The sequence below is a fragment of the Aeromonas lacus genome (assembly GCF_000764665.1).
Taxonomy (GTDB): domain Bacteria; phylum Pseudomonadota; class Gammaproteobacteria; order Enterobacterales; family Aeromonadaceae; genus Aeromonas; species Aeromonas lacus.
In genome coordinates, this window is sequence record NZ_JRGM01000135.1 from 78,736 (window position 1) to 97,653 (window position 18,918).

14 protein-coding genes are annotated in these 18,918 nt (G+C 62.4%); all 14 read left to right on the forward strand.

Annotation, left to right across the window (positions count from 1 at the left end):
• Positions 1–2 precede the first annotated feature (2 nt).
• Positions 3–434, forward strand: coding sequence for a type VI secretion system baseplate subunit TssE (tssE, locus tag LG31_RS0111700; protein WP_033114642.1), 432 nt, complete (start codon positions 3–5; stop codon positions 432–434).
• Between the two features lie 3 nt (positions 435–437).
• Positions 438–2,204, forward strand: a complete 1,767-nt coding sequence (gene tssF / locus LG31_RS0111705; RefSeq protein ID WP_033114643.1) for a type VI secretion system baseplate subunit TssF — start codon at positions 438–440, stop codon at positions 2,202–2,204.
• A complete protein-coding gene (tssG, locus tag LG31_RS0111710; RefSeq protein WP_033114704.1) occupies positions 2,168–3,166 on the forward strand; it encodes a type VI secretion system baseplate subunit TssG in 999 nt (332 codons plus the stop codon). The genes tssF and tssG overlap by 37 nt, the downstream gene beginning before the upstream one ends.
• Before the next feature lie 2 nt (positions 3,167–3,168).
• Complete coding sequence (tagH, locus tag LG31_RS0111715) at positions 3,169–4,398, forward strand: type VI secretion system-associated FHA domain protein TagH (RefSeq protein WP_033114644.1); 1,230 nt, start codon at positions 3,169–3,171, stop codon at positions 4,396–4,398.
• Positions 4,398–4,910 carry a type VI secretion system lipoprotein TssJ gene (gene tssJ, locus LG31_RS0111720; protein ID WP_033114645.1) on the forward strand — a complete coding sequence of 171 codons (513 nt, stop codon included), beginning with the start codon at positions 4,398–4,400 and terminating at the stop codon, positions 4,908–4,910. The genes tagH and tssJ overlap by 1 nt, the downstream gene beginning before the upstream one ends.
• Before the next feature lie 2 nt (positions 4,911–4,912).
• Complete coding sequence (gene tssK, locus LG31_RS0111725; protein WP_033114646.1) at positions 4,913–6,247, forward strand: type VI secretion system baseplate subunit TssK; 1,335 nt, start codon at positions 4,913–4,915, stop codon at positions 6,245–6,247.
• Positions 6,248–6,270: 23 nt separating this feature from the next.
• Positions 6,271–7,050, forward strand: a complete 780-nt coding sequence (icmH, locus tag LG31_RS0111730; protein WP_033114647.1) for a type IVB secretion system protein IcmH/DotU — start codon at positions 6,271–6,273, stop codon at positions 7,048–7,050.
• Positions 7,051–7,069: 19 nt separating this feature from the next.
• Positions 7,070–9,712 carry a type VI secretion system ATPase TssH gene (tssH, locus tag LG31_RS0111735; RefSeq protein WP_033114648.1) on the forward strand — a complete coding sequence of 881 codons (2,643 nt, stop codon included), beginning with the start codon at positions 7,070–7,072 and terminating at the stop codon, positions 9,710–9,712.
• 2 nt (positions 9,713–9,714) lie between these two features.
• Positions 9,715–11,253 carry a sigma-54 interaction domain-containing protein gene (locus LG31_RS0111740; RefSeq protein WP_033114649.1) on the forward strand — a complete coding sequence of 513 codons (1,539 nt, stop codon included), beginning with the start codon at positions 9,715–9,717 and terminating at the stop codon, positions 11,251–11,253.
• Complete coding sequence (gene vasI, locus LG31_RS0111745) at positions 11,253–11,858, forward strand: type VI secretion system-associated protein VasI (RefSeq protein ID WP_033114650.1); 606 nt, start codon at positions 11,253–11,255, stop codon at positions 11,856–11,858. The genes LG31_RS0111740 and vasI overlap by 1 nt, the downstream gene beginning before the upstream one ends.
• A 9-nt stretch (positions 11,859–11,867) precedes the next feature.
• A complete protein-coding gene (tssA, locus tag LG31_RS0111750; RefSeq protein ID WP_033114651.1) occupies positions 11,868–13,310 on the forward strand; it encodes a type VI secretion system protein TssA in 1,443 nt (480 codons plus the stop codon).
• 42 nt (positions 13,311–13,352) lie between these two features.
• Positions 13,353–16,850, forward strand: coding sequence for a type VI secretion system membrane subunit TssM (gene tssM / locus LG31_RS0111755; RefSeq protein WP_033114652.1), 3,498 nt, complete (start codon positions 13,353–13,355; stop codon positions 16,848–16,850).
• A gap of 46 nt (positions 16,851–16,896) precedes the next feature.
• On the forward strand, positions 16,897–18,327 hold the full coding sequence (locus tag LG31_RS0111760) for a VasL domain-containing protein (RefSeq protein ID WP_033114653.1): 1,431 nt from the start codon (positions 16,897–16,899) through the stop codon (positions 18,325–18,327).
• Positions 18,328–18,629: 302 nt separating this feature from the next.
• Positions 18,630–18,917, forward strand: coding sequence for a type VI secretion system PAAR protein (locus LG31_RS0111765; RefSeq protein ID WP_033114654.1), 288 nt, complete (start codon positions 18,630–18,632; stop codon positions 18,915–18,917).
• Position 18,918 lies beyond the last annotated feature (1 nt).

The window sequence follows — 18,918 nt, forward strand, 5'->3', positions numbered from 1 at the left end:
CGATGCCGTATCTCTCTTCCTGGGATAGAGGAAATACGGCCAGTCTGTTTGATCGCATCAGGGGGGAGGGGCATGGCTCCTCCCCCCGTTCGGAAGTGGAGGTGCTGGTCGATTCCGTAAAACGGCAACTCGATCAGATCCTCAACACCCGTCCCGGCAACTGCCGCAGCGCGCCCGATCTGGGGGTCATCGATCTTAACGATGCCACCCAGGGGAGTGCCGATATCAAGGGGCGGATCCGGGAGGCGATCCGGCAATGCATCCGCCGGTATGAACCGCGGATCGTGCATGTGGATGTACGTTCACCCGACTATCAATCGAGCCCGCTCGAGATGTCGTTTCTGGTGACCGCCCACGTCAGGCTGGAACATATCGATCACGTTACCTCGTTCAACGTCCATATGGACAGTCACCGTCACTACCGCATGGTCTGATCAATGTCGCTGGAACATTACTTCAGGGATGAACTGGCTTTTTTGCGCCTGCAAGGGCGCGAATTTGCCACTGCCTATCCCGAACTCACCCGCTTTCTGTCTGAGCAAAATAGCGATCCGGACGTGGAGCGCCTGCTGGAAGGGTTCGCCTTTCTCACGGGCAACCTGCGCGCCAAGATTGAGGATGAGTTTCCCGAGCTGACTCACGGTCTGCTCAATATGCTCTGGCCCAACTACCTGCGTCCCGTACCCAGCATGACCATCATGCAGTTCTCGGTCATTCCGGGGGCCATCGCCCAGCCGGCGCTGGTGAGTCAGGGATGCCAGCTCGACAGCCTGCCGCAAGATGGCGTGACCTGCCACTTCCAGACCTGTCACGATGCCTGGGTCTATCCCGCAGACATCCAGCATATCTCGGCGCAAAGCGGCAACGATCTCTCCACCATCTCGCTGGATATCGCCCTGCATGCACCGCTTCCTCTGAGCGAGCTGCAGCTCGACAAGCTGCGTCTCTTTCTTGGCGGGGACAGCTACACCGCCTATGAACTCTATTTCTGGCTCTCCAACCAGCTCTCCCACATCGAGCTGGAGGTCGACGGCAAGCGGTTCCGTCAGGAAGCCAAGGCACTGAAACCGGTCGGCTTCGAGCGCGAGGATGCGTTGTTGCCCTATCCGAACAATGTCTATTCCGGTTACCGGATCCTGCAGGAGTACTTCTGCTTTCCGGAAAGTTTCCTCTTCTTCGAGCTCTCGGGCGGCGAGTGGCCAAAGCAGCCGCTGCCGGTCAGCGAGTTCAAGATCCATTTCTGTTTCGACCGCCCTCTGCCGGCGGAGCTCAAGATCCGTCCCGACTCTTTCATGCTCAACTGCGTGCCGGCCATCAACCTGTTCCAGCACGACAGCGAGCCGGTCAATCTCAATGGCCGTCAGGCGGAGTACCCGCTCAAGGCGAGCTATCGCCATGCCGACAGCTTCGAAATCTTCTCGGTCGACAAGGTCGAGGGGTGGGTCGAGGGCAATCTGGGTCGCTCCCGCGGCACCCCGCGCATCTATCAGCCGTTTGAAAGTTTTCAGCACCAGATTGAGCGGGCCAAACAGCGGCTGGCGCTCTACTACCGGGTGCGGGTCAAGGAGTCGGTGAGCGGCGATGGCTTTGAGCACAGTCTCTCGTTTGTGCGCGGGGATGAGACCATCGCCCACGATCTGGACGAGTCCATCTCGGTGACGCTCACCTGTACCAACCGTTCTCGCGCCGCCCGCCTCAAGGTCGGCAGCGTCTGCGTACCGACCGGCAGCTCCCCCTCGTTTGCCACTTTCCGCAACCTGATCCGGCCGACCCGGCCGCTGCGTCCGGCCCTCGATGGCAGCCTGCACTGGACCCTGATTTCCAACCTGTCACTCAACTATGTCTCCCTGCTGCGGCGCGATGCGCTGGTGCAGGTGCTGCGCACCTACGACTTTCCGGCGCTGCATGACAAGCAGGCGGAACAGGCATCGCGCAAACGGCTGGCGGGGATCGAGGAGATCGAGACCACGCCAGTGGACCGGCTGGTACGCGGCATGCCGGTGCGGGGGCTCAAGTCGGTGCTCTCCATTCGCCAGTCCGCCTTTGGCAGCGAAGGGGAGCTTTATCTCTTCAGTACCGTGCTGGCGCACTTCTTCTCGCTCTATGCCAGCGTCAACGCCTTCCACCTGCTTGAGGTGGTCAATCTCGATAACAAGGAGCGCTATCAATGGCCAGTCCAGATCGGTCAGCACTCCCTGATGTGACCTGCGCAGGGGAGGCGCCGCGCTTTAACTTCTTCCAGCTGGTCGAACTGCTCAACCGGCTGGAGGGGGCGGATCAGGAGCGTGGTCTCGACCACCTGCCGGGTGACGAGAAGATCCGCTTCAAGGCGACTGCCTCCCTCGGCTTTCCCACCAGCGATGTGCTGCAGTTTGGCCGTGATGAACGGGGCCGCCACGAGCTTGAGGTCGCTTTTCTCGGCCTGCACGGCAGCCAGTCGCCGATGCCCGGCTACTACCTCGACTCGCTGGCGTGGGAGTACGCCCAGGGGGAGCAGAAGCTCGGCCTCTTTCTCGACTTCTTTCATCACCGTCTGCTGACCCTGCTGCACCGGATCTGGCGCAAGTATCGCTACCACGTCCGTTTTCAGGACAACGGTGAGGATGGCTTCTCCCGCCTGATGTTTGCCCTGGTGGGGCTTGGCAACGAGGCCGTCTGCCAGAGCCTGCCTGTCAACCGGGCCAAGATGCTCTCCTATGCGGGCATGCTGGCAAGTCCCAGCCGCTCGCCCGAGGTGGTGGCCGGTCTGGTGGCCCACTGTTTCGATCTGGCCGAGGTAGAGGTGAGTGCCTGGCAGTGGCGCAAGGTGCCGATCCATCCGGATCAGCAAAATCGTCTGGGGGGGGCCTGCGCCACCCTGGGCGGGGATTTTGTCATCGGCGACAAGGTGAATGATTGCGCCGGTAAGTTTTTGTTGAAGATCAACAACCTGAGTTTCAGCCAGTTTCTCGGATTTCTTCCGAACGGGGAGCACTTCCAGTCGCTGGTGACCTTTGTCTCCTTCATCTTGCGCGATCAGCTGGCCTGGGATCTGCGTCTTGGCTTCGGTCAGGAGCAGGCGAAGGGGCTGCGACTCGGTGAAGAGCAGAGCGCCCGTCTGGGGTGGAGTACCTTTCTCGGCCAGCCACCGAGCGAGCCGTTTGTGACCATATGTGTGCAGGAGTGAATGTGGACGAGTTTAATCAGCAACTTTCCCTGGTGGTGCTCAACAGCGAGCAGCTCGATGGTCGCCAGCAGGTGCAGTACCGCTTCGACGAGATGGGCGGCACCCTGGGTGCTTCCGAGCAGGATGACTGGCAACTGAAGGATCGGTTGGGGGCCGTGCTGCCAGCCCACGCCCGGGTCGAGCTCAACGACGGGCGCTTTTGCCTGTGCGATCTGAGCGGCCAGACCTATATCAACGGCGCCACCTCGCCCATCGGACGGGCCCGCAAGGTGCATCTGGAGCAGGGAGACGAGCTCATCGTCGGCCCGTTCCGCCTGCGCGCCTATCTGGGGGCCATTACGCCGGAGCAGAGCCTGCATCAGGTGCTGGGAACCCATCCGGCCGAGCAGCTTGACGAGTGGCTGGCGGGCGAAGAGCCAACAGCCGGTGTGGCGGATCCGCGCCATCTCGCCGTCGACCCCTTGCTGGCCCTGCAACAGGAGCGCGCCATCAATCCGCTGGCCGAGAGCCGCATGCAGGCCGAGCTGCACCCTCAACCGGAGATGGACACCCTCTCCCTTGCCCCTTTTTCTGCTGTCGAGAACACCATGAACCAAGAATTTCTGGATATGCCCACCATCGAGAACCATCCCGATTTCATGCCGCAAGAGGGAGTCGATCACGTCGCCCTGACGCCGCTGATGCGCGGTTTGGGTCAGAACCTGCAACTGGAAGATACCCGTCAGGCGCACGACATGCTTGAAGAGATGGGCAAGACCATGCGGGCCATTGTGGAGGGGCTGCTCCAGCTGCAAAACGATCAGGCGGCGCTGGCCGACAAGCACCTGCGCCCGATTGAGGACAACCCGCTGCGTCTTGGCCTTGGTTATGACGAGACCCTGGCGGTGCTGTTTGCCGAGCAGAAGAGTCCGGTGCACCTGAGCGCGCCGGCCGCGGTGGCCGAGAGCCTGCACAACGTGCGCATTCACCACGTGGCGAACCAGCAGGCCATCAGTGCGGCGCTTGACAGCATCCTGCAGGCCTTCTCGCCGGAAGCGCTGCTCGGCCGGTTCGAGCAATACCGCCGCAGCGGCGCGCCGGGTATGGCTGATGAAGGGTGGGCCTGGAATATGTACCAGCACTACTATCGCGAGCTCACCTCTGCCCGCCAGCAGGGGTTCGACAAGCTGTTCCATCAGGTTTACGCCCAGGCGTATGACCAGGCTGTGCGGCAGCAACAGGGACTGATTTGATGATACGTGCGCTGATGCTGGGGGCGGCTCTGCTGGCCCTCGCCGGTTGTACCACCATGGGCAAGATGGCTGACGTCGCCATGAACCCGGATATCCAGGTGGGGAGCAACAATGATCAGCCCTCTACCTTGGGGCTGAGTCTGGTCGCCGAGCCTGACGTCAACCCCAACGAGAGCGGGGAGGCGGCACCTATCGAGTTTCAGGTAGTGCTGCTGGCGGAGGATTCCAAGCTGCTCGCCACCGACTACGACCAGGTGACGGCAGATGTGGAGAAGGCCCTTGGCAAGAACTACCTCGACCATCAGGAGTACACCCTGCTGCCCGGCCAGTTCAAATACCTGCCCCCCGTCAAGCTCGACGAGAAGACCCGTTACATCGGCGTGATTGCACGCTACGCCGATCCGGACAGCGCCGAGTGGCGCAAGGTCATCAAGATCAAGAGCAAGGGAATGGCCTATCAAATCCTGGTGCACCTGCGCCTGGATGAAGTGGAACTACAAAAAGAAGAATAACCATGTCGAGTCGAAATCGGGTTATCTGGCGTGAAGGGCTCTTTATCAAGCCCCAGCACTTCCAGCAACAACAGAGGCATTCGGATTACGCGCTGCACGCTCGCCTGAGCGCGCTCAGCGACTATTTCTATGGCTTGCAGTCGCTCGCCATCAATGAGGATTACCTCGGCTTTGGCCGCATCGCGCTGGTGGGGGCCACCGGCATCCTGCCGGACGGTACCGTGTTCAACATCCCGAACGACGATATGCTGCCGACGCCGCTGGAGATCACCGACGCTTCGGTCGCCAACCAGAAGGTCTATCTGGCGCTGCCGCTCTCGGTGAGCGGGGTCAACGAGGTGGGGCAGGGTGGTCAGGTCGCTACCCGACTGCAGGCCCATCGCCACGATGTGCGAGACCTGCACAGCGAAGGGGGGGACGTGGTCTCCCTCGAGGTGGGGCGGGTCAGCCTGCGCCTGATGCTGGAGCGGGAGGATCGCAGTGCCTACGCCTCCTTGGCCATCGCCCGCATTCTGGACAAACGTCCGGACGGCGGTCTGGTGCTCGATCCCAACTTCATGCCCTGCAGCATCAGCGTCTCTGCCATCCCGACCCTCAAGCGCTTCCTCGGCGAGTCAGCTGGCCTTGTGGCCGAGCGGGCTCGCAGCCTCTCCCAGCGCATCGCGGCGCCGGGTCAGCAGGGGGTCGCCGATGTGGCCGAGTTCATGATGCTGCAGCTGCTCAACCGCGCCGAGCCCCAGCTCTCCCATCTGGCACGCCTTGGCACCCTGCATCCCGAGCGGCTGCATGAGGCGCTGGTACAGCTGTGCGGCGAGCTGATGACCTTTACCGACGAGTCCCGCCTGCCGCCCGAGTTCCCCGCCTATCGTCACGACGATCAGCAGGTGAGCTTCGAGCCGGTGATGCTGGCCCTGCGTCAGGCACTCAGTACCGTGCTGTCGCCGCGAGCCGTTTCCATCCAGCTGCGCAAGCACCAATACGGCATCATGGTGGCCATGGTGAGCGAGAGCGAGCTGATGCAGAGCGCCGACTTCGTGCTGGTAGTGCGTGCCCGCATGCCGCAGGAGCAGCTGCGCAAACAGCTGTTGCAGCAGACCAAGGTGGCCTCCAGCGACAAGATCCGCGAGCTCATCAGCCTGCAACTGCCGGGTATTCCGCTGCTACCGCTGCCGGTGGCGCCGCGCCAGCTGCCCTACCATGCCGGTTACAGCTACTTCCAGCTCGACCGTCAGAGCCCGGCCTGGCAGATGCTGGCAGTGGGCAACACGCTCGCCTTCCACATCGCCGGCGATTTCCCCGAGCTCGACATGCAGCTCTGGGCCATTCGTAGCCAGTGATCGCACCAAGGAAACAAGCAGAGATGACCACGGACATTATCAAGAACGAGCAACTCAGCGACCTGCTGTTCGATCATGCCGAGCAGCTGGACATGGATTCGGACTACTGGTTCCGCCTGCGTGGCCAGAGCATCAACCCGATGATCGATGCGGTGACCCCCTTGCTGGGGCTGGTGCAGCGGGTGCGCCTGCTGTCGCGCTACGACCGGGTGCCCGAGCTCTATCAGCAGGTGGTGACCGAAATCCAGGCCATCGAGCAGGAGTTGATGGCTCAGGGTTACGAGAACGGGGTCGTCCTCTCGTTTCGCTACATCCTCTGCACCTTCATCGATGAGGCCGTGATGGGCCGTGACTGGGGCAGCCAGAGCGAGTGGTCGGAACATTCGCTGTTGACCCGTTTCCACAACGAGACTTGGGGTGGCGAGAAGGTGTTCGTGCTGCTGGCCCGCCTGCAGGAGGATCCGGAACGTTACCGCGACATTCTGGAGTTCATCTATCTCTGCCTCTGTCTCGGGTTTGAGGGGCGTTACAAGGTGATGAGCCAGGGGCGCGAGGAGTTCGAGCGCATCGTCCGCCAGCTGCACAAACAGCTCGCCCCCGAGAGCAGCGGCGAGGCACCCAGCGTGTTTCACCTCGACCTCGGTCGGCAGGCAGCTCGCTATCAGCTGCGCAAGCAGGTCTCCCTGCGCACCCTGTTCATGGGAGGGGCGCTGATCCTGGCCATCATCTTTGGCCTCTATCACCACCAACTCAATAACCAGACCCAGGACGTACTGCGTCAACTGGGCGAATTATTAAAATAAGTACTAAGGAGAGCACGCCTTGATCCGTATAGAACTGCCAGTACTGGTGGAAAGACTCAACCCTATCTGCCGTCACATGCTGGAGGAGGCCGCGGCCCTCTGTGTCAACCATCAGGGAGCCGAGATCCGCATCGAGCATCTGTTGCTCAAAATGCTGGATACGCCGCTCAGCGATGTCCGTCTCATCTTCAAACGCGCCGACGTGGAAGTGGAGGAGCTCAAAACCCTGCTGCAACCGGCGGCTGCCGACAACGGCTATGGCCAGGGTTATCCCTCCTTCTCGCCGCTGCTGGTCGAGTGGCTGCAAGACAGCTGGCTGCTCGCCTCCGCCGAGATGCAACACGCCCAGCTGCGCAGCGGCGTCATGCTGCTGGTGCTGTTGATGACCCCGCAGCGTTACCTGCCGGGCTCGGTGACCCGTTTGCTGGCCAACGTCAATCGCGAGCTGCTGCGCCAGCAGTTCGACGAGTGGGTCAAGGAGTCTGCCGAGACGCCGGTGACCAATCCGGCCAATGGCAACACGGCACCGGCGGCACTGCCGACTGACGCCACCCTGCTGGCCCGCTTTACCGTCAATGTTACCGAGCAGGCCCGTCAGGGTTCGCTCGATCCCGTACTCTGCCGGGATCACGAAATCGATCTGATGATCGACATCCTGTCCCGTCGCCGCAAAAACAACCCCATCGTAGTGGGCGAGGCGGGCGTCGGTAAAAGCGCCCTGATCGAGGGGTTGGCCCTGCGCATCGTGGCGGGTCAGGTGCCCGAGAAGCTGCGCGGGGTTGAGCTGATGACGCTGGATCTTGGTGCCATGCAAGCGGGCGCCTCGGTCAAGGGGGAGTTCGAGAAGCGCTTCAAGGGGGTGATGCAGGAGGTCAAGGAGTCGGTGCGTCCGGTCATCCTCTTTATCGACGAGGCACACACCCTGATCGGTGCCGGCAACCAGGCTGGCGGCATGGATGTCTCCAACCTGATCAAGCCGGCGCTGGCCCGTGGCGAGCTGCGCACTATCGCCGCCACCACCTGGAGCGAGTACAAAAAGTATGTCGAGAAGGATGCGGCGCTCTCCCGTCGCTTCCAGTTGGTCAAGGTGAGCGAACCGAATGCCGATGAGGCCACAGTGATCCTGCGCGGCCTGCGCAGCATCTACGAGAAGGCCCACGGGGTGCTGATCGACGAGGAAGCCCTGCAAGCAGCTGCCCAGCTCTCCGCCCGTTACATCTCCGGCCGTCAGTTGCCGGACAAGGCGATCGACGTGCTCGATACCGCCTGTGCCCGGGTTGCCATCAACCTCACCACCCCGCCGCGCGCCGTCAGCCATCTGCAAAACGAACTGCGCCAGCGCGAGCTGGAGATCCGCCAGCTGGAGCGCCAGCGCCTGATCGGGTTGGGTGACAACGAAGAACGCCTCGCCGAGCTGCAAGAGGAGCAGCTGCGTTGCCGCGAATCGCTGGCGGAGCAGGAGTCCCGCTGGCAGCAGCAGCAGGGGCTGGTTCACCGGATTATCGAGCTGCGTGCCGCTCTCCTGGCTGATCAGCAGGATGAGATGCTGGCCAGAGAGGCACTGGATTTGGCGGATGCGCCCCTCGATCCGCAAGCGGCTGCCGAGCAGCTGGCCACCCTCGAGAGCGAGTTGGCCGATCTGCAGCAGGGAGAGGTGCTGGTCTCCGCTCATGTCGACAAGACCCAGATTGCCGCCGTCATCGCCGAGTGGACCGGGGTACCGCTCAATCGTATCTCCCAAGGGGAGCTCGATGTGGTGACCCGTCTGCCGGAGTACCTTGGCGAGCTCATCAAGGGGCAGGATGTGGCGGTGGCCCACCTGCACAAGCACCTGCTGACCGCCCGCGCCGATCTGCGTCGTCCCGGCCGTCCGCTGGGGGCCTTCCTGCTGGTGGGGCCAAGCGGGGTCGGCAAGACCGAAACCGTGCTGCAGATTGCCGAGCTGATGTTCGGCGGCCGCCAGTATCTGACCACCATCAACATGTCCGAGTATCAGGAGAAACACACAGTTTCCCGTCTGATCGGTTCGCCTCCCGGCTATGTCGGCTTTGGCGAGGGTGGCGTGCTGACCGAAGCCATTCGCCAGAAACCCTACTCCGTGGTGCTGCTGGATGAGGTGGAAAAAGCGCACCCGGATGTGCTCAACCTCTTCTATCAGGCGTTCGACAAGGGCGAGCTGGCGGATGGGGAAGGGCGGATCATCGACTGCAAGAACGTGGTCTTTTTCCTTACCTCCAACCTCGGTTTCCAGACCATCGTCGAGCATGCCGAGCAGCCCGATGTGCTGCTGGATGCCCTCTATCCCGAGCTGGCCGCCTTCTTCAAGCCGGCCCTGCTGGCGCGGATGGAGGTGATCCCCTATCTGCCGCTCGGTCACGACACTCTGGTGCAGATCGTGGGTGGCAAGCTCAACCGGCTGGTCAAGCTGCTCAAGGCGCGTTTTGGCGCCGAGGTGGAGCTCGATGGCGAGGTGGCCGAAGAGATCCTGCTGCGGGCCAACCGCAGCGAGAACGGTGCGCGCATGCTCGAATCGGTTATCGATGGTGCTCTGTTGCCGCCGGTCTCTCTGCAACTGCTGCAGCGTCTCTCGGCCGGTGAGCCCATCAACCGGGTTCGCTTCTCTGTGGTCGATCACCAGTTCGTGGCCGAGGTGGAGGGCTGACCATGGAACAAGCCCTCGCATTCGCCCTCGCACTCACCGAGCAGCGCGACGAAGCCCACCTTTGCCACTGGTGGAGCTCGACCCTCCATGCCAGCTTTCAGCCAAAAGGGATCCTGCTTGGCATGCTGGATGTGAGCGGTCGCCAGCTCGAATGCAAAGGCTGGGTCAAGGGGCAGGAAGTGGCGCTGGGGCTGGCGGTGGATGACTTCTCCCATCCGCTCGCCTATGTGCTGCACAAGGCGCAGTCCCGTACCTGGGACTCCCTCTATGGCGGTGCCCGCATCGAGCACGCCGGTTTCCGCGCACTGCTGGCCAATCTGGGCCAGCAGTGCGGGCTGCACGCGTTCCCGCTGATGGATGGCAAGGGCAAGCCGTTTGCTGTGCTGGCCCTGCTCGATCGGGGCGAGGTATTGCAGGAGTGGGCCGAGGGGCCCGAGCTTGCCAGTCTGGCGCAGGTCTTTTGCAACCAGCTCACCCTTATTCGCGATCTGGGGCGCAGCCGCCGGGATCAGAGCGTGCTGCGCGACTCTCTGCGTCAGATAAAGGGTGAAGAGGATCGTCTGCGCCAGCACGAGAAACTGCTGGGCGAGCAGTTGATCGGCCAGTCGGCGGTGATCTGCGGTCTGCGCGAGCAGATCGCTCAGGCGGGCCGCCACAAGCTGACCGTCCTCATTCAGGGGGAGACCGGCAGTGGCAAGGAGGTGGTCGCGCGGCTGGTGCACCAGTGCTCAGACCGGGCTCACAAGCCCTTTGTTGCCATCAACTGTGCCGCCATTCCGGAGAACCTTATCGAGAGCGAGCTGTTTGGTTATCAGAAGGGGGCCTTCTCCGGCGCGCTCAGCAACAAGAGCGGGCTGGTCGAACAGGCCAACGGTGGCACCCTCTTTCTGGATGAAGTGGGCGACATGCCCGCCGCCATGCAGGCCAAGCTGCTCAGGGTACTGGAAACCCGCAGCTACCGGCCGCTTGGCGCCGAGCAGGAGCGTCAGTCTGACTTTCGTCTCATCGCCGCCACCCATCAGCCGCTCACTCGCCATGTGGAGGAGGGGCAGTTCCGCGCCGACCTCTACCACCGCCTCTGCCAGTGCCTGCTGCTGATCGCCCCGTTGCGCGAACATATGGAAGATGTGCCGCTGCTCTGCCAGCACTTCATGGCCCACTTTGCCGCTCAGGATGGCAAGGCGCTGGCAGGGTTGCAGCGCAAGTTTTTGAAGCAGCTGCAAACCTATGACTTCCCGGGCAATGTGCGCGAGCTGCGCAACCTGCTGGAGGTCGCCTGTGCCCATACCAGCCATGGCGAGGAGGTGGGGCTGGAGGCACTGCCGCCAGAGCTGCGCGAGCGAGTCTGCGTCGAGTTGCCCGGCGCACTGGATGACTACAACCACATCCGCGATCTGCGCCGCGCCATGCAGCAGTACGAAGCCTCTGTGATCGAAGCGCGCCTGCGCTACTTCCAGGGCAACCGGATGCTGGTGGCAGAAAGCCTCAATATTCCCAAGCGCACCCTGGATCACAAGTGCCAGAAACTGGAGGTGAGCTGATGAGTCTGCTCGCATTGGTGCCGCTGCTGCTGGCCAGCAGTGCGGCGCAGCCATCCCCGGAGTTGGCTCAATTGCAGGCGTGCCGGCGCGAACCGTCGCCCTTGGTGCGTCTGGCCTGCTATGACGCCATCGGGAAAGATACGGTCGGGAGTGAAGAGGGGGCGGTCTCCCGCTCCCCTGCCTGGCAGGCGATCCTGACCCAGGAGCAGGGGCGTCAGCCTGACAGCCCCCCTTTTCTGCCTCTGCTGGATGAAGCGGGCGGCAGCGTCACCCTGACCCGTCCTGCCCTGCGCGGTGCCACCCTGGCCATCGGTTGCGTCAACAGCATCACCCATATCCGGCTGCGGCTCGATAACCCCTGGGTGGGGGAGCGGGTGCAGATAGCCCTGGATGGTGAGCCAAGTCGCCAGTCGCAGAGCTGGTTTGTCCGGGATCAGGGGCTGCTGCTCGAGTATGGCCGCGGTTTGCCCGCCATCGAGGAGCTCAAGCGCTGGATCGGGGCTCGTGAACTGCAGGTACAGGCCGACAATGGCGCCATCCTGCGGGTGGATCTCAGCGGTCTCAAGGAGGCACTGCAGCCCGTGCGCCAGCAGTGTCGCTGGTAAGGGGGCGCAATGAGTTATCAACATCCCTGGTGTGGCCGCCTGCTGACCCCTCTCTCTACCGAACTGGTGAAGGGGGCCGTGCCTGCTGACGAGCCGCGCTGGGATTATGTCGAGACCGAGCTGGTCAAGCTGGGCTCGCTGGCCCACAGCCAGGTCGATCTCAATGCGGTTGCCGAGGCGTGCCTCGTGCTGCTGGAGAGCAAAACCAAAGATATGCGGGTGCTGGCCCAGTTGCTGCGCTGCCTGCAGCATCCGGCCAAGGCGACCCCTATGGGGACGGCAATCCTGCTGCTGGAGTGCTGGATCCGCGACTACTGGTCGCTCGCCTGGCCCGGCAACGCCACCCAGAAACAGCGATTGATGGTGCAGATCGTCAAGCGTTTTGAAGGGGTATTGCCACGGGTATCGGAGAGCGCCTCGGCGGCGGAGCTGGCCGGTTTGCTGGCTCGCGCCGAACAGCTGGAGGCTGCGTGGCTGGCGCTTTGCCCGGACAAGGGCGAGTTGCTCGACCCGCTGGTGATGGGTCTGAAACGGGCCCAGCGCCAGCAGGTGGCACAGGCGCAGGCCGATGAGGCTGGCACGCCGCAAAGCAGCGCGACCGTGGCGCCAGGTGCCGCTGTGTCCGGCATTCCCGTCACTACCTCGAGTGCTGCGCAGGGGAGTGCGAGCTTGCGTCCGGCGGTGGAGATCGACAGCTCCAACGATCGGGCTTGGCGCCAGACCCAGCTCAAGGTGGCGGAGCTCCTTATCGAGCGTCAGCCGGAGGCCGCAGTGGGCTATCGCCTGCGTCGCCACGCTATCTGGGCCGGTATCACGACGCCTCCCATGACGGCGCAGGGCAGCAAGACCCAGCTTGCGCCCATGTCGGTTGACATGGTGGATGAGTATCGCGCTGCGATGAATGCCGCCGATCAGGGGCTCTGGCAGCGGATCGAACAGAGTCTGACGCTGGCGCCCTACTGGTTCGAGGGGCACATGCTCTCGGCCATGGTGGCGCAGAAGCTCGGCTTTGCCACGGTGGCGCAGGCCATCATGCAGGAGCTGGATACCTTCTTGCAGCGTCTGCCGACGCTGCGGGAGCTCACCTTCAGCGACGGCACCCCCTTTCTGTCGGCCGAGTGCAGCCGCTGGTTGCAACCAGCCAAGGGGGGGAGCAGTGACGGGCAAGGGGGTTGTTCTCTGGCCGAAGAGGTGGCTCTGCGCCATGGCGAGCAGGGGGTGGCTGCGGCGCTTGCCCTGCTCGATGAGCGGATGGCGCAACTGAAAGAGCCCAGAGCCCGCTTCCATGCACAACTGGTGCAGGCGGAGTTATTGGAACAGGAAGGCATGAATTCGCTGGCTCGCCAGCACTACCAGCACTTGTGGCAAGAAGCCACCCGTCTGGGACTGTCGCAATGGGAACCGGGGCTGGTGAGCCGTCTGGAACGTCATGCGACCGCCTTGGCGCAATGAGTGTCGAAATGAGTCATTGAGTCGGAGTTGAATCACAATCTTATGTTCAAAACCATCTTTACCTTTCTGCAGCAACAGCTGCCGAAACTGAAACCCTCCTGGCCTCTGCTCGGTGCGGTGCTCTGGGTTGTCGCCCTGATCCTGGTGTGGTGGCTGGGCCCCCGCATCGAGATCCGCGACGCTCGTCCCTTCGAGCCGCTGTGGGGGCGGGTGGTGTTCACCCTGCTCTGGCTCTGGCTGCTGCTGGGGGTTGTCTCCTGGCGCGTATGGCGCAAGATGCAGCAACTCAAGGCCGAGCGGAACCATGAGCTGGTACTGGAGCAGGATCCTGTCAAGGGGCTCCTCGATCGCCAGGCGCTCTTTCTCGACCGCTGGCTGGCAACCCTTGGCGAGCATCTGGGCAAGGGGGCGCTCTATGCCATGCCTTGGTATCTGGTATTGGGTCTGCCCGGCAGCGGCAAGAGCAGCCTGATCCACCGCGCCAACCCGGCCAACAAGCTCAACCCGAGACTCGACACCGAGCTGCGTGAAGTGGCGCAGGATCAGCTGGTTGATTGTTGGCTGGGAGAGCAGGCGGTGATGCTGGATCCCGCTGGCGAGCTTCTGTCCCAACCCGATGGCGAGCAGGAGCCGCTGGCGCGCAAGCACGAGCGGCTCTGGCTGCACCTGCTCGGCTGGCTCAATGAACATCGCCGTCGCCAGCCCCTCAACGGACTGGTGCTGACCGTGGATCTGGCCTGGCTATCCCATGCCAGCGTGGCCGAACGCAAGGCCTATGCCCAGCTGATGCGCTCCCGTCTGCAGGAGCTGTCGGCCACCATGAATACCCGCTTGCCGCTCTATGTCACTTTTACCAAGCTCGACCTGCTGCGAGGGTTTGACGTGGTTTATGAGCAGCTCGACAAAGAGGCCCGTGAGGCGGTGCTGGGGGTGACCTTCAAGCCGGACGAGCGTCAGGGCAAGGGGTGGCAGGATGATCTCTCCCTCTTCTGGGACGAGTGGGTCGACAACCTCAACCGCAACCTGCCGGCACTGATGCTGGCCGGGCTGGATGCCTGCCGCCGCAGTGCGCTTTTCTCCTTTGTCCGCCAGCTGGCGGGCCTCAAGGAGTATGTGACCGAGCTGCTTGCCGAGACCCTGGCCATCGAAGAGAGCAAGCCGCTGCTGGTGCGCGGTGTCTATGTCAGCTCCGTCTATCAGCAGGGGGTGCCGTTCGATGCGTTTGCCCAGGCGGCCTCCCGCCGCTACAACCTGCCAGAGCCCATTCACTCTGCACTGCGCGGGGAGTCCAACACCTATTTCGTGCGCAAGCTCTTCTCCTCGATCATCTTCCCCGAGGCCCATCTGGCGGGCGAGAACCGGCTGCATACCCTCTATCGTCGCCGCCGCATGGCTATCGGCCTCAGCTGCCTGTCGCTCTTCTCGGCAGCCCTCATCGGTGGCTGGCACTACTTCTACCGGGTCAACGAGGAGGCCGGTCGCAACGTGCTGACCAAGGCGCAGGCCTTTATGGCCACCAACGAGGTGGCCGATGAAGAGGCGTTTGGCGTGAGCCAGCTGCCGCGTCTCAACCTTATTCGCGAGGCGACCTTCTCCTTTGGCAACTACCGTGAGCGGATGCCGGTGGTGGCCGATCTTGGCCTCTATCAGGGGGACGAGATCGGCCCCTATGTGGAAGGCTCTTACCTGCAACTGCTGAGCCAGCGTTTCCTGCCGGCCCAGATGCAGGGTCTGCTGGAAGATCTCGATCGGGCGCCAGCGGGTAGCGAGGAGAAGCTCGCCATCCTGCGGGTGATGCGGATGCTGGATGACGCCTCCGGTCGCAACAAGGAGCTGGTGGCCCAGTACATGGCCAGCCGCTGGCAGAAGGCGTTCCCGGGGCAGGGGGCGTTGCAGGAGCAGTTGATGGGTCACCTCAACTACGCCCTCGATCATACCGACTGGCACGCTGCTCGCGCCGCCCGTGATCAGGCCGCCATTACCGCCTTTGCGCCCTTCAAGGAGCCGGTCTACGGCGCCCAGCGCGAACTGGGCAAACTGCCCATGTATCAGCGGGTCTACCAGAATCTGGTGGTGAAGGCGGGTGATGTGCTGCCGCCTGATCTCAACGTGCGTGACGAGGTGGGCCCTACCTTCGACACCGTGTTTACCCTGCGCAACGAGAGCGCCGGTCAGGTGCCGCGCTTGCTGACCTGGCCCGGTTTCAGCGACTTCTTCCTCAAGCAGGACAAGGCGCTGCTCGATCTGACCGCCATGGATGCCTGGGTTCTTGGCCAGCGCAAGCTGAGTCAGTTGAGCGAGGCCGATCGCAAGGAGATCACCCGTCAGGTCAACGATCGTTATGTCACCGACTACGTCAACCAGTGGCAGAAACTGTTGACCAATCTGGATGTGCAGCCCCTGGAGAGCCCGGAGCAGGCACTCGATGTGCTCTCGGCCATCACCGGCAACGATCAGCCGTTCCAGCGGGTACTCGCCTCGCTGGATGACAACACCCGCATTCGCAAGATCTCCGATGTGGAGGGGGATCCGGGTCAGGCCATTACGGCACGGATCGGGCGTCCCTTTATGGCGACCAATGCGGCGCTCAGCGGCCGTGGCGAACAGGGGCCCCTCATCTCCGAGGTGAACCAGAAGCTGGTTGATCTGCAGCACTATCTGGAGCTCATCGTCAACGCGACCGAGCCGGGTCAATCGGCTCTGAAGGCGGTGCAACTGCGCCTGACCAACAAGTACGCAGACCCCGTATTTGCCCTCGAGCAGTATGCCCGTGGTCTGCCCGAGCCGCTCAACCGCTGGGTTGGTCAGCTCTCCGAGCAGACCTCCCGTCTGGTGATTGATTTGGCCATGTCCTCCCTCAATCAGGAGTGGCAGGAGAAGGTGCTGACCCCGTTCAACAGCCAGTTGGCGGATCGCTATCCGTTCAACCCGAGCTCTGCCAAGGATGTGCCGCTCTCCGAGATGGAGCGCTTCTTTGCCCCGGGCGGCACGCTGGACAGCTTCTATCAGGTCAACCTCAAGCCAATGGTCGAAGGCGGGCTGATGGAGGGTGAACTGAGCTCACCCATCCAGGCCGAGCTGGTCAAGCAGCTGGATCGCGCGGCGCGCATCCGCCAGATCTTCTTTAGCCCGCAAGGCAATCTGGAGGTGCAGTTTGCCCTCGAGCCCATCGAGCTGACCGCCAACAAGCGGCGCAGCGTGCTGAATCTGGATGGCCAGTTGCTGGAGTATGCCCACGGTCGTCGCACCAAGGTGCCGCTGGTGTGGCCCAATACCATGCGTGACGGAGCCGAGAGCAAGATCACGCTGGTGCCGGCAGCTCGCGAGCGCTCGCCGCGCAGTGAAGGCTTCGTCGGGCCCTGGGCCATGTTCCGCCTGATGGACAAGGGCGAGCTGACCCAGGTGAGTGACGCTACCTTCGATGTGCGCTTCCCGGTGGATCAGGGGGCCATGACCTATCGCGTCTATACCGACAGCGCCCAGAACCCCTTCACCGGCGGCCTGTTCAGCCAGTTCAGATTGCCCGAATCCCTCTATTGATTAGGTCGGGGGCACCCTGTGCCCCCTTCATCCGTTGGAAGCCGATATGTCACAGAATCAACAAGGCCAGCAGGCGCTCAAAGTGGGGCGTGACCCCAGAATGTTGCCGGAGTACGAAGCACTGCGCGCCGAGATCAACAAGCTCAGTCACGCCTCACGTCCCGAAGTGGATTGGGCCCTGATCCACCATCTCGCCAGCCAGATTTTCGAAAAACATGGCGTCGATCTGCAGACCGCCATCTACTTCACCCTGGCCCGTTCCCGCATTCAGGGACTGAGCGGTTTTACCGAAGGGTGCGAGTTTCTTGCCAACCTCATCGTCACCCAGTGGGATAGCTTCTGGCCGCCGGTGCATCAGGAGCGGGCCCGCATCGAGATGCTGGACTGGTTTATCGCCCGCATCAGCGACGTGATTCGCCAGTACCAGATCAGCCATGAGGACAAGCGACTGATCTACCGCTGCGAGCGGGCGCTGCAGCTTATCAGCGAAAAGCTGCACAACGCGGGTCTGAGCCGCATTCCCCGGGTTGAAAACCTGATCCACTTTATCGAGGGGTATACCCACCTCTTTGACGAGACCGAGATCGTCATCGTCTCCGACGAACCGGGTCTCAAGGAGGATATGCAGATCCCGCCGATGGTCTTCTTCAAATCGGATATGGACCACGAGCACGGAACGCCGATGGCATCGGTTGCCCCCGCTCTGCCGCAGGGCAGCATTCTGGTGGGGCGCGAGAAGGGGCAGGTCAAGCCGACAGTGCTCAAGATCGAGCAGCATCGCAAACAGCGTCCGGCCTGGTTCTGGTTTGGCTGTGGCCTGCTCAGCTGCGCTCTGCCGGTCATGGCATGGCTGGGCTGGCAGCACCAGCAGCAGGAGAAGGTGATTGCGATGCAGCGCCTGCAACAGCCGGCCGCCGAGTTGCCGCGCGTGCTCAGCTATGACGATATCCGTCAGGCGCGCATCGTGCTGGGGGAGCAGGCGGTGCAAGGGATGGAGAGCGAGCTGGTGGCGCGCTATCAGGCCCAGCTGAACCGGCTGGAGCAGACCTCGCCGCTCTACTGGTATCACTATGGCGAAGGGCTGCGCAACTCGTTGCAGATGCTCTATCCCGACTCGCTAGCGGTCAAGGCGCTGGACAAGCAGTGGCAGAACGCGCTGGTGGGGCAGGGGAGCAATAACAACACCATTCCCACCTACCTTGATGCCCGTGCCGGTGTCGATGCGCTGATCGACCAGTTGCAGGAGCTGGAGCGTCAACGCAAGACGGTGACCATCTCCTATCTCAAATCCCAGCTCTATGAGGTGCAGAAAAACCTGATGCAGGAGACGCCATTCAGTCTGCGTCTGAGCGAGCTGGAGGCGAAGAAGGCTTCGCAGGAGCCCATCACCGCCGCCGAGTTGAAGGGGCTGGAGAGCGACCTGAAAGCGCTCAACATCCGCCTCTATCAGCTGCAGCAGGGTGATCTTGGTAGTTGATTATGTTGTTCTGCGCAAGATGTTGCGCGCAAAAAAGTGAAACAGACCGGAAAGGCAACCTTTTGTAGTCAGGTTGCTATTTCTGCGCAATACCTTGCAGCACAATCGCTTGCTATATCGGCTGTTGGTGCATAATGCACTGATTTTATTTAAAAAATATTGAATGTTTGGAGTGGCACACTCTGTGCTGCCACGACGCAGCCTGTTTTGCCCCGTGCTTGCCGCTACAGCCTGTTGCTGTTGTGTGAGGGGCGTGGGGATAGGGCGCAGACCCGTTATCCCCGCTCATATGGAGAATCACTATGTGCCCGACTATCGCACTGCTCGGTGACATTGGCACCGACCACGACGGTTTTCACCCCTCACCGGTCAGCGCGGCCAGTCCCGATGTATTCCTCGATGGCAAACCGGTAGCCCGTCAGGGCGATCCGCTGGAGCCTCATGACAAGCCCAACAACCCGCCTCATCCCCGCGCCATTGCCGGTGGGGTCGGCTCGGTGCTGGTCAACGGCAAACCTATCGCCGTCACCGGTACTGCGGTTGATTGCGGTGGCGTCGTGATTGGATCCGGCAGCGGACAGGCAGGATAAG

Excerpts from the sequence above, each read along its gene's own strand:
- tssG (WP_033114704.1), top strand. The coding sequence starts at position 2,168 with ATGGCCAGTCCAGATCGGTCAGCACTCCCTGATGTGACCTGCGCAGGG.
- tssA (WP_033114651.1), top strand. The coding sequence starts at position 11,868 with ATGAGTTATCAACATCCCTGGTGTGGCCGCCTGCTGACCCCTCTCTCT.
- LG31_RS0111740 (WP_033114649.1), top strand. The coding sequence starts at position 9,715 with ATGGAACAAGCCCTCGCATTCGCCCTCGCACTCACCGAGCAGCGCGAC.
- icmH (WP_033114647.1), top strand. The coding sequence starts at position 6,271 with ATGACCACGGACATTATCAAGAACGAGCAACTCAGCGACCTGCTGTTC.
- vasI (WP_033114650.1), top strand. The coding sequence starts at position 11,253 with ATGAGTCTGCTCGCATTGGTGCCGCTGCTGCTGGCCAGCAGTGCGGCG.
- LG31_RS0111760 (WP_033114653.1), top strand. The coding sequence starts at position 16,897 with ATGTCACAGAATCAACAAGGCCAGCAGGCGCTCAAAGTGGGGCGTGAC.
- LG31_RS0111765 (WP_033114654.1), top strand. The coding sequence starts at position 18,630 with ATGTGCCCGACTATCGCACTGCTCGGTGACATTGGCACCGACCACGAC.
- tssK (WP_033114646.1), top strand. The coding sequence starts at position 4,913 with ATGTCGAGTCGAAATCGGGTTATCTGGCGTGAAGGGCTCTTTATCAAG.
- tssJ (WP_033114645.1), top strand. The coding sequence starts at position 4,398 with ATGATACGTGCGCTGATGCTGGGGGCGGCTCTGCTGGCCCTCGCCGGT.
- tssF (WP_033114643.1), top strand. The coding sequence starts at position 438 with ATGTCGCTGGAACATTACTTCAGGGATGAACTGGCTTTTTTGCGCCTG.
- tssE (WP_033114642.1), top strand. The coding sequence starts at position 3 with ATGCCGTATCTCTCTTCCTGGGATAGAGGAAATACGGCCAGTCTGTTT.
- tssM (WP_033114652.1), top strand. The coding sequence starts at position 13,353 with ATGTTCAAAACCATCTTTACCTTTCTGCAGCAACAGCTGCCGAAACTG.